The organism is Phocaeicola sp. RTP21198st1_B8_RTP21198_201120 (assembly GCF_040929485.1).
Lineage (GTDB): Bacteria > Bacteroidota > Bacteroidia > Bacteroidales > Bacteroidaceae > Phocaeicola > Phocaeicola dorei.
This window is the reverse complement of sequence record NZ_JBCOCI010000124.1, coordinates 1-8,504: the sequence shown is the minus strand read 5'-3', so window position 1 is coordinate 8,504 and position 8,504 is coordinate 1. Positions and strand designations below refer to the sequence as shown.

Below are 8,504 nucleotides of genomic sequence, written 5' to 3'. Positions count from 1 at the left end.
AAAATCCTGAGCAACTTTTTGTTGCTCAGGTACTTAAAAAGTTTAATTTATAATAGTGTTGCGGAATTAAGGTTATTCAATAAACGAATGCAGATCGGCAGTAAGGATTCTCCATTGAAAGAAAGCATCGTCTTTTCTGATGAGGTCGAGTTAGAATCTGATCAAAATTCTTTTTCATTGCATGCGGCGGCATTAGGTTATCAGGCACCGGAAATGAATCAATTGGTTTATAAAATGGAAGGATTTGATAAAGAGTGGTATAATGTAGGGCGGAATTCGGTAATCAATTATTCCAATTTACCATATGGAACTTATATTTTCCATTTAAGAGGATCGAATAGTGACGGAAAATGGAATGAAAAAGAGCGTATATTGAAGATTCATATTTTACCTCCGTTTTATTTATCAGGGTGGGCCTATTTTATTTATTTGCTATTAGGAATTCTGTCTGTGGTAGGTATCATTTATTATTTCCGGAAAAGGAATGAGCAGAAACACCAACAGGCCATGGAGAAATTCGAACGGGAAAAGGAACGCGAACTCTATACTGCAAAAATAGATTTCTTTACGAATGTGGCGCATGAGATTCGTACTCCTTTGACATTAATCAAAAGTCCGCTTGAAAATGTGCTTGTTTCTCCGAATGTATCTGCAGATATCCGTGATGATTTGGAAATAATGAATCTGAATACTACCCGTTTACTGGATTTGGTTAATCAGTTACTTGATTTCAGAAAGACTGAAACACGTGGGTTTCAACTGAATTTTGTAGAGTGTAATATTTCGGATATATTACAGCAGATTTATATGCGGTTTACTCCATTGGCACGGCAAAAGAAATTGGAATTTGTTATTGAATGTTCGGAATCTATCTATGCGTCGATAGATCGTGAGGCGTTGACTAAGATAATTAGTAATCTGTTTACTAATGCCATTAAATATTCTGAAACTTATATTCATGTCCGGTTGTGGATGGAGGATACTTGTTGGTTCTTGTCTGTCTGTAACGATGGCAATGTAATTCCTATGGAAATGCGTGAAGAGATTTTTAAGCCTTTCATACAGTATAAGGACGGATTTTCCCGTAAGGTTTCGGGTACGGGAATTGGTTTGGCATTGGCAAGATCTTTAGCTGAGTTGCATGAAGGGAACTTAATTATGGATGATTCACAAAAGCAGAATTGTTTTATTCTTTCATTGCCAGTAAAGCATGAACATACTATTGCCATTTCGAAGAGTGAGGTTAAGTTGAAAGAGGATCCGAAAGAAGAGGATCCGGGACAATTGCAACAGAAGCCGCGTTACACTGTATTGATTGTGGAGGATAATGTTGAAATGTTGGCTTTTGTTGTCAGACAATTGTCACCTGTTTATCAAATATTGACTGCAACTAACGGAGTGGAGGCCTTAAAGGTGTTGGAGGGGCATACAGTGAACTTAATAGTATCGGATATAATGATGCCCGAAATGGATGGGTTGGAATTATGTGACCGTATAAAATCAGACTTGGATTACAGTCATATTCCTATTGTACTGTTGACGGCTAAGACCACTTTACAATCAAAAATAGATGGTTTGAAATCTGGAGCGGATGCTTATATTGAAAAGCCGTTTTCTGTGGAGTATTTGAAAGTGTCTGTTGCCAATTTATTAAGTAATCATGAAAAGCTGCATGCGGCTTTTGCACATTCACCGTTTATACAGACCAATTCTATGGCTATGACGAAAGCGGATGAAACTTTTTTGAAAACCTTGAATGAAGTGATTGTTGCCAATATGCAAAATCCGGACTTCTGTCTGGACGATATGGCGAGTTTGCTTAATATGAGCCGTTCCAGTTTGAACCGCAAAATAAAAGGAGTGTTGGACATGACCCCTAATGACTATATCCGTTTAGAGAGATTGAAAAAAGCTGCTCAATTATTAAGGGAAGGAGAATGTAAGGTAAATGAAGTATGTTATATGGTTGGCTTCAATACTCCTTCTTATTTTACTAAATGTTTTCAGAAGCAATTTGGTATTTTACCAAAAGATTTTGTGAAATGATTTTTTTCGGCGCATGAAATAGAATAATAGAACTAATCGCCCTCAGGAACTATTCTGAGGGCGATTTTTGAATGTATTATTCTATTAATTGGTTGAATAGTTCTAGCACATCCGGGGAGTTTGGAATACATTTGCATCACAAAAAGTTGAGAATATGATTCATGTAATACTGTGAAAAAAGAAATGCCTATGACATAACAAGAATGTGACCTTCAAATTCTATCTGTTGTATGTATATTTATGATACATACTTGTGATTAATTAAAAAGCGGAACTGAAATCTCCGCACAATTTTACAAATCTAATTCTATAAAAAATGATTAAAAAATTATTAGTCTTCTTTCTGACTATTTTTACGATGACTGCTTATGCGCAGAACGTAACAATGACCGGAACCGTAGTAGACACAGACAACCTGCCTTTAATTGGTGTGAATGTGGTTATTAAGGGTACTTCTACCGGTACTACTACTGATTTGGATGGTAAGTTTACTCTTACTGGAGAAAATGGACAAACATTGGTTTTCTCATATATAGGGATGACCCTCCAAGAGATTGTTTACAAGGGAAAACCTTTGCACGTGATAATGAAGGATGATTCCAAGGCTTTGGAAGAGGTGGTTATAATTGGTTATCAGACTGTGAAGAAATCTGATCTGACGGGTGCAGTAGCAGTAGTTGATACCAAAGAGATGAAAAAAAGCTCAGCTGGAACACTTGTCAGTCAGATGCAGGGGCTTGCTACAGGTGTAAACGTTCGTAGTAGTGGTAGAGCAGGTGAGGATGCTTCTATTCAAATTCGTGGTGTGGGTTCATTAAGTAATAATGCTCCGTTGTGGGTGGTCGATGGGATGATAACTGATCCGGGAGTTGACTTTAATCCGGCTGACGTTGAATCTATTCAGATCTTGAAAGATGCTTCCGCTGCCGCTATATATGGTTCTCGTGCTGCTAATGGGGTGATTATTGTTACTACTAAGAAAGGGGTGAGTGGTCCTATGAAGGTGAATGTGAGTGTGAAAGAAACATTGGAATGGAGTCCGAAGTTTGATTTGATGAATGCGGCAGAGTACATTAAATATAATGATATAGCTTATAAAGAAGCGATAAAAGATGGTATAGCCTCCATAACAACAACTCAGAAGCATTCCGAATATGATACCAATTGGCAGGATGAGGTATTGAAGACAGCTTTGGTACAGGATTATAATGTATCTTTATCCGGTGGTGGAGATTCGGGTAGTTATTTTGTTTCAGCTGGTTACTATAATAATGATGGTGTATCTTATGGAAATACGTTTGATCGTTATAGTTTCCGTGTTAACACACAGGGGAAAAAAGGTTGGTTTTCATTCGGTGAGAACTTGGCCTACTCATTAACTAATACAGATCCGAACCAGACAAATACTTATAATGACTTTTTACGTATGATGCCTACTATTCCGGTTTATGATGAGAATAATCCAGGTGGTTATGGATATGGAGATGCGGCTAAATATAATACTTTCGGTGTAAATCCCATTGCACGTGAAAATTTGGAAAAACGCCATATGAGACAAAATCGTCTGAATGGTTCATTGTGGTTGGAGTTCAAACCTTTCGAGTTTCTTTCTTATAAGTTCAATGGGGGCGTTGACTTGTATTTCTATGAAAATTCATGGTTTCGTGGTGAAGGTAATTGGCAACAAAATCAGGAACATCGTGATCCGGAGAGCCAGAAAGCACGTGATAATACTTATAATATGCTGATTGAGCACACGTTGAATTTTAACAAGGATTTTGGAAAACATCATGTCGATGCAGTATTAGGTACTACTTACCAACATCATGAGTGGGAGGGGTTATGGGCTTCCCGTCTTAATTTTCCTATGTTAGGTAATGGTGATTATCTGACAGTGTTAAATGCTGGACAAAGTAACCAACAGAATACTAATAGTATTAGTGAGAATGCCATGATCTCTTATTTGGGACGTGTTAATTATATTTATGATGACAAATATTATCTGACAGCTACTTTCCGTCGGGATGGTACTTCTCGTTTAGCTAAGGAAAATCGCTGGGGTAATTTTCCTTCTGTTTCTGCTGCCTGGAGAATTTCTAAGGAAAGTTTCTTTAAGGTACCTTGGATTGATGATTTGAAGATCAGGGGAAATTGGGGGCGTTTGGGTAATGCTTCTATCGGTGATTGGGATTATGTTGGTACTATTAATCAAAGCATTGTGACGGTATTTGGTGGAGCTATTGTACCTGGAGCCACTCAAGTAAAATTAGTGAATACCAATCTTGTTTGGGAAACCAAAGAAACCGTAAATATTGGTTTTGACGCTAGTTTTCTCAATTCACGTTTGACTTTCAGTGCCGAGTATTATCATTCAAAGACTAAGGATGTTTTGACGGAAATGCCTATTGCCATCTCTACCGGTAATCAAGAAGGGGCACCTAAAGCAAATGCGGCTAGTTTGCGCAATCGTGGATTTGAATTGAGCTTGGGGTGGAAAGATCAAGTTTCAGATTTCAAATATGGTGCATTGTTGAATATTACAACTTTGAGTAATAAAGTATTAAGTTTAGGATATGAAAAACCTTTTATTGATTCAGGTCAGGCAAGAACGAGATTGAATGGTCCGTTGGCAGAATTCTTTTTGTATAAAACCGATGGGATTTTTAAAACACAAGAACAAATAGATAATTATGTAACTCCTGATGGCGAACCTATTATGATTTCCGGGAAACGTCCGCAATTAGGTGATGTGAAATATATTGATACGGATAATAATGGACAGATTACGGCGGATGACCGTCAATTTTGCGGAAGTCCGTGGGCAAAGATGCAAATGTCATTGGTCTTGAATGCTGAATGGAAAGACTTTGATTTCAGTATGATGTGGAATGGGCAATTTGGTAATAAAATTTATAATGTATCCAAATGGCAAGGACGTTTGTTCTCGGACAATTCCAATTATCTTCGCTTCAAGAAGGGAGAAGAACCTTATCAGGTAAATCAGAATTCTGATACGCCACGTATAATTTATGGTGACCAACGTAATTCATGGGATGCGGATCGTTTCCTTGAAAACGGTTCTTATTTCAGACTGAAAAATATTTCTATCGGATACAATCTTAAAAAGGAATGGTTGAAGAATTTGGGTATTGACAAACTTCGTTTATATGCTACCGGTAGTAATCTGCTCACTTTTACAGGCTATTCCGGGCTTGATCCTGATTTTATAAACACTAATATTTGGAATAGTGGAACGGATAGTTTTTCATATCCTAATACTCGTTCTGTTATGTTTGGCTTGGATTTGACCTTTTAACTTATAAATTAGTATACTGATATGAAGAAAATATATAGATTTTTATTTGCTGGTGTCTTGGCTTTGTGTGCTACTGGATGCAGCTCAAGTTTATTGGATATAGAAAATCCGAATGAAGTAACCAATACTACTTTTTGGAAATCGGCGGATGATGCAAAAGCTGGAGTAAATGCTTGTTACAGTTTCTTATATAAAGAAGGGACTTGGATGCGTTGGTTGTCTTTTCGTTACGATCTGTCATCAGATGAAGGATGGAGTTCGTCTCCTTGGATAGAATTAGGTGACTGGACGCGTTTTCTTTATAATAATTATGATTTCTATGAGGGTAATAAGGTACATTGGGAGCATTTTTATGTAGGGATCTTTCGTTGTAATCAGGTTTTGGCTAATGTGCCTGCGATTGAAATGGATGAGGTTCAAAAGAACCAACTTTTAGCACAGGCTTCCTTTTTGCGTGCTCTGTGGTATTTTCAGATAAATCTTTTGTGGGAGAAAGGGACATTAGTTCTTGAACCTCAAAATGCTGATTACATACCTAAGGACGCTTCAGAACAGGAAATTTGGGATCAGATAGAAAAAGACCTTACGTTTGCAATGGAGAATTTGCCGGAGGCATGGGATGCGGCAGATTTAGGCAGAGCGACAAAAGGTGCTGCTAAAGCTTTGTTGGGCAAGGCTTATATGCAACAACATAAATATGATAGGGCCAAAGAACAGTTGCAATGGCTGATTGATAGGGAAGGCTCTTTGTATGGTTTGCTTGATAACCGTGAAGACAATTTTACCGATTTGAATGAAAATAATCAGGAGGGAATATTTGAAATTCAGTTTGATGATCAAAATAAGGGGGGCACAGGCAATGATGCCAGTATGGCCTTTGGTTTCCAGCGTACTCAGTTTTATGCACCCGGTGGCACTCATGGTACGGGTTGGGGCGATGGTAAAGCGCGTCGTTGGCTAGTAGATGAGTTCTTGAAAGAGAGAAGGGTTGATGGCAGAAATGACTTGCGTTTATACAATAGTATTCTTTATAAACATTTTGGAGATGATTTTCCTGATCAGTCAAAAAAATACTATGCCAATGAAGATGCGTCACAATGGTTTGATGAGTGGGGACAGGATACAGAGGATTGTTATATTCGCAAATACAATACTTCTTACTATCGTGAACGTGAAGACTATTTCGCACGTAATAATTATCGTATTATGCGGTATGCTGATGTTTTATTGAGTTATGCGGAGTGTTTGGTTGAAACTGGAACTTCGGCTTCTGATGCGGCTGTTTATGTTGATAAGGTAAGAGAACGTGCAGGGTTATCCAAACTGAAAGATAGTCGGTGGAAGGATTGTTTAAGTTCAAAGGAGGTCTTTATCAAACGTCTTCAGATGGAACGTGCTTTGGAACTTTGTTTCGAAGGCTGGCGTTGGGCGGATTTGAAGCGCTGGGGATTGCTTGATTCACAGGCTGGTATTGACGAGCTGAAAGCTCGTGACAAGGACTTCAACAATTTTGTGATTGGCAAACACAAACGTATGCCTATCCCTACATCGGAAGTTGAAATCAGTAAGATTGATGATGTTCCTCAACTAACTCAGAATCCTAATTATTAATAAAAAAGAAAGACTGTGTCGGAGTGTTTTTTCTTTTTATAATACTTCCGGCATAGTCTTTATTTAACTAGTATCATTTATGCTTGTCTGCAAAAAAATACTGATCTTCTGTGCTTTTGCTTGTTGCGGTACTTTATTCGCGCAAAACATACAGAATCCGGTGCTTCCCGGAGTAGCGGATGCCGGTGTGATGAAATATAATGGTAAGTATTATATAGGTGGAGTATTTACCAATGGGGATTTTTATGTTTCCGACGACTTGGTTCATTGGGGTAAACCTGTTCATGTCGTGACTATGGATAATGGCTGGAGTAGAGGAAGTGGTGCCGGTAATGAGCAGATTCACGCCAATGATATGTTTTGTTTGAATGGTGATTTTCACTTATATTGGTCTGTCAATTATTGGGGTAAGGATAAGCATGCTGTTCACATTGTACATGCTCAAAGTAAAAATGTGTTGGGGCCCTATATAGAGCCTGATAAAAAAACTTGGATGGATAATCGCATTGATCCTAAGGTTTTTAAAGATGATGACGGACAATTATATATGTATATGGTGCGTTTTACTGATGGAAATACTATTTGGGGACGTAAAATGAAGAATCCGGCGGAATTTGCCGGAGAACCAGTGTGCTTGTTTGCATCATTGCCGGATACATGGGAGACCATGGATAACAGAGTGGCAGAGGGACCTTGGGTGATGAAATACAGAGACCGATACTATTTGATGTATAATGCCAATCATACCTCTACTGAGTGGGGGAATTATCAATTGGGGGTTGCGGAGGCAGACTCACCTTTAAGTTTTCAAAATGGGAATAAATATAGCTATCCGGTAGTAAATTCTAATCAAATTCTACTGGAAGAGAATTATGTGGATCTTTTACGATATGGCATCACTTATGAGCCATTGTTTGATTATACAGAAAATAATCCTGGAGTCGGTTGGATGCTTCCGGTATATCAGGCTTCCGATTGGAAGAAAGGAGAATGTGGATTCTCATCTAAAGAGATAAAAGGATCTACCACTCGTCATTTAGGTACTTGGTGGACATCTCCTTCATTGTGGTTACGTAAATCTTTTTTTGTTGGCAAACAGGTGGGAAATTTAGCACTCAGGGTTGCTCATGACGGAGATACAAAAATATATTTGAATGGAACATTGATTTACGAAAAACAGGGACGGGATTATTGTATGGTAAACCTTGATGAAAAGCAACGAGAGCTTCTGAAAAAAGGAGAGAACTTGCTTGCTGTAGAAACAAATAAAGGGCGTGCCCAATTTTTTGATGTTTCTTTGTTTGATATGAGGAGTGAAACAGCGGATGATATTTTGATGACCCCGGGACAACCTAATATTTTAAGGGGGCCCAATGGATTTGAATGGTGGCTTATATATATGGCTAATAAAAATAATGAGCGTAGGGGGCAGTATATTAACCGTGTTCATTTCTTTAACCTCAAATCCGCAACTAAGCCCTTGAACGTCCTTATTGCGTTTACACGTCCTCTCATTACTGAATTTGCAGAT

The 8,504-nt window shown here is 38.2% G+C and carries 4 protein-coding genes; all 4 read left to right on the top strand.

Features of this window, described 5'->3' with window-relative positions; all coding sequences use genetic code 11:
* Positions 1 to 2,046: response regulator (locus AB5935_RS22780; protein WP_368327592.1), on the top strand; the 2,046-nt coding region annotated here is incomplete at its 5' end.
* A gap of 316 nt (positions 2,047 to 2,362) precedes the next feature.
* Positions 2,363 to 5,362 carry a SusC/RagA family TonB-linked outer membrane protein gene (locus AB5935_RS22775; protein ID WP_005839124.1) on the top strand — a complete coding sequence of 1,000 codons (3,000 nt, stop codon included), beginning with the start codon at positions 2,363 to 2,365 and terminating at the stop codon, positions 5,360 to 5,362.
* A 21-nt stretch (positions 5,363 to 5,383) separates the two neighbouring features.
* Positions 5,384 to 6,973, top strand: coding sequence for a RagB/SusD family nutrient uptake outer membrane protein (locus AB5935_RS22770; RefSeq protein ID WP_005839127.1), 1,590 nt, complete (start codon positions 5,384 to 5,386; stop codon positions 6,971 to 6,973).
* A 79-nt stretch (positions 6,974 to 7,052) separates the two neighbouring features.
* Positions 7,053 to 8,504: family 43 glycosylhydrolase (locus AB5935_RS22765; RefSeq protein ID WP_368327591.1), on the top strand; the 1,452-nt coding region annotated here is incomplete at its 3' end.

What these genes read in the sequence shown, in the direction of transcription:
- AB5935_RS22770 (WP_005839127.1), top strand. Translation starts at nt 5,384, where the DNA reads ATGAAGAAAATATATAGATTTTTATTTGCTGGTGTCTTGGCTTTGTGT.
- AB5935_RS22775 (WP_005839124.1), top strand. Translation starts at nt 2,363, where the DNA reads ATGATTAAAAAATTATTAGTCTTCTTTCTGACTATTTTTACGATGACT.